At 61.9% G+C, this 3,450-nt stretch carries 2 protein-coding genes; both read left to right on the top strand.

Translation table 11 applies throughout. The features are described from left to right. The first annotated feature begins 17 nt into the window (after positions 1-17). A complete protein-coding gene (locus tag GGD57_RS28925) occupies positions 18-2,174 on the top strand; it encodes a type I secretion system permease/ATPase (protein WP_348646006.1) in 2,157 nt (718 codons plus the stop codon). After that, positions 2,171-3,450, top strand: a 1,280-nt coding sequence (locus tag GGD57_RS28930) for an HlyD family type I secretion periplasmic adaptor subunit (RefSeq protein WP_184473590.1), incomplete at its 3' end; no start/stop codon positions are given. The genes GGD57_RS28925 and GGD57_RS28930, both read left to right, overlap by 4 nt.

The raw sequence follows: 3,450 nt of genomic DNA on the forward strand, positions 1-3,450 counted from the left end.
CGGCGGAGGCAGAGACCATAGGCGACCCCAGACCATCACCGGAAGCCGCAATCGCCGACAGCGGACTGGCGGCGATTGCTGCCGTCGCCGGTTATTTCCGGATCGCATCGCGTCCTGATACGCTGAGCCGGGAACTCGCCCTGACAGGGCCGGCGGCTGCCGACGATCTACTGCGCGCCGCAAAGATCATCGGCCTGAAGGCGCGCGTTGTTCGCGTCGACAAAGCCAAACGGCTGACGACCCTTCCAGCACCGGCACTTGCCTCGTTGAATGATGGGACCTTCGCAGTCTTTGCCGGCGCGGCCGCCGAGGGCCGCTATCGGCTGATCAACCCCATCGATTTCTCCGCCCGCAACGTCGAGGCGGACGAACTGCTGGCGCTGACCTCGGGCGAATTCATCCTCGTTCAGCGTAAATTTGCCGGCCCCGGCGCCTCGCAGCAGAATTTCGGCTTCCGCTGGTTCCTGCCGGCCATCTGGCGCTATCGCCGCGCCTTCGGCCATGTGTTGGCCGCCTCCCTCGTCATCCAGATCTTCGCGCTGGTGACGCCATTGTTCTTCCAGGTTGTCGTCGACAAGGTGCTGGCCCATCGCAGCTATTCGACACTGATCGTGCTCGTCGTCGGCCTTGCCGCCGTCGGGCTTTTCGATGTCGTGCTGCAATATCTCAGAACCCACGCACTGTCGCATACGACCAACCGCATCGATGTCGAGCTCGGCCGGCGCCTGTTCCGGCATCTCCTCAATCTGCCGCTCAGCTATTTCGAGACGCGCGCCACCGGCCAGACGGTCGCGAGAGTCCGCGAACTCGAAACCATCCGCAATTTCCTCACCGGCCAGGGCCTGTTCTCAGGGTTGGATCTGATCTTCACCGTCGTCTTCATCTTCGTGCTGTTTTCCTATTCGTCGACGCTCGCCTGGATCGTCGTCGCCTCCATTCCCTTCTATATGGCGATCGGATTTATCATCCGGCCCTTCCTCAAGGAGCGGATCGACGAGAAGTTCGAGCGCGGCGCCTTCAGCCAGCAATTGCTCGTCGAAACCGTCGTCGGTATCCAGACGCTGAAGGCCTCGGCGGTCGAGCCGGTGGTTTCCTCGCAATGGGAGGAGCGGCTGGCCGCTTATGTACGCTCGTCCTTCCTGGCGACGATGCTGGCGGCGAAGGGTCAGAATGCCATTCAGTACATCAACAAGATCACCTCGGCCGCCCTGCTGCTCTTCGGCGCGCAGGCAGTGATCGATGGTGAATTGACCGTCGGCGCACTGGTCGCCTTCAACATGATTGCCGGCCAGGTCTCCCAGCCGATCCTGCGCCTGTCGCAGCTCTGGCAGGATTTCCAGCAGGTGCAGGTTTCTGTCGCCAGGCTCTCGGATATTCTGAATGCGCCCCAGGAGCCGCGCCCGAGCGTCGCCGTCAGCCTGCCGCCGCCGAAAGGTGCAATCGGTTTCAAATCGGTGAACTTCCGCTATTCCCCGGATGGCCAGGATGTGCTGAAGGACATTACCTTTTCGATCCGGCCGGGCGAAGTCATCGGCATCGTCGGCCCCTCCGGCTCCGGCAAGTCGACACTGACCAAGCTGGTGCAGCGCTTCTATATTCCGAACAATGGTCAGGTCTTCGTTGACGGCCAGGATATCGCCCAGGTCGATCCGGCCTGGCTGCGCGCGAATATCGGCGTCGTGCTTCAGGAAAACATGCTGTTCAACCGGACGATCCACGACAATATCTGCATGGTCAATCCGGCCATGTCGCGCGCCGCCGCCATTCAGATGGCACGCCTGTCCGGTGCTGACGAGTTTATCGCCAAGCTGCCGCGCGGCTACGACACGCTGATCGAGGAGCGCGGCGCCAATCTTTCCGGCGGTCAGCGGCAGCGCCTGGCCATTGCCCGCGCGCTCGCCACCAATCCGCCGATCCTGATCCTCGATGAAGCCACCAGCGCGCTCGATTATGAGAGCGAACGCATCATCCTCGGCAATATGCGCGAGATCGTCCGCGGCCGCACCGTCATCATCATCGCCCATCGCCTGGCGACGGTCAGGCACTGCAACCGCATCATCGGCATGAAAGACGGGCGCATCGTCGAAGAGGGAACGCACGATCAGCTGCTCTTCCGCCCGAACGGCCTTTATGCCCATCTCTGGCAATTGCAGACGGGTCCTGTTCAATCATGAACCAGAATGTCCAGCCTCCGCGACTTCCGCCGAAGCCACAGAAGCGATTGCCGGTCGACAACGAGTTCCTGCCGGCCGCTCTCGAAATCCTGGAAACACCGGCCTCGCCGATCCGCACCGCCCTCATCTGGTTCATCTGCCTGCTCACTGCCGGCGCGCTGATCTGGAGTTACGTCGGCAGATTCGATATCGTCGCGACAGCCCAGGGAAAGATCCAGCCGACCGGACGCGTCAAGGTCATCCAATCGATCGAGGTCGGCAAAACGATTGCGGTGCCGGTCTCGAACGGTGTCAAGGTGGAAGCCGGCGATGTTCTCGTCGAGCTTGACCCGACAGAAGCGCAGGCCGAAGCCGACGCGCTGTCTACCAGCCTTTCGGCGCTGCGGGCGGAAGTCGCCAGACGTAAAGCGGCATTGGCTGAGGTCCAGGCGTGGCTGCATAGCGATCTCTGGAGCGGAGAACGCCGGATCGAGATCGCTCCCGAATTTGCGGATTCCATACCAGCCGACATCCGCGCGCGCGAGACGCTGCTCTATAATTCCGATCTCGAGCAGCTCTCATCGACGCTGGACAGCCTCGCAGCCCAGCGCAATCAGCAGCTCGCCGCTTCGAAAAGATACAGCGAGATGATCGCCGCTCAACAGGCACTGGTCGCGACACTCGAAGACCGCGTCGCCATGCGCTCCAACCTCGTGGACCTGAGTGCTGGCCCGAGATCCGGCGTCATCGATGCCGTCGAGGTCAAGCAGAAGGAAGAGGCAAATCTCGCCGAGCAGATCGGTCAGCGGGCGGAGGCGGAGATGGCGATCGCTGCAGCGACCAGCGAAGGCCTGAAAACCCTCAAGACCTTCGTCGCCGACAATGCCCAAAAGCAGGCGCAGGCATCGCGGGAAATCGACGAGAAGGAACAGCAACTGGTCAAAGCCGCCAAGCGGCTCGACTCGATGACGATCAAAAGCCCGATCAAGGGTATCGTCCAGACGTCGGCCATCACAACGGTCGGCCAAGTGGTGACATCAGGCGCCGAGCTGATGCGGATCGTGCCGGACGACTCATCGTTCGAAATCGAGGCTTATCTGCCGAACCGCGATATCGGCTTCGTCTCGCCAGGTCAGCACGCCGTCATCAAGGTCGAGGCCTTTCCCTTTACGCGCTACGGTATCCTGAACGGCACGGTCACCCGTGTCGCCACCGATGCCATTCCCGAACCGGATGCGCAGCAGCTCGAAGGTCAGCCCGCCAAGGAATTGCAGAGCCTGATCCCGATCGGCAATGC

It is taken from the genome of Rhizobium esperanzae (genome assembly GCF_014197615.1).
GTDB lineage: Bacteria > Pseudomonadota > Alphaproteobacteria > Rhizobiales > Rhizobiaceae > Rhizobium > Rhizobium esperanzae_A.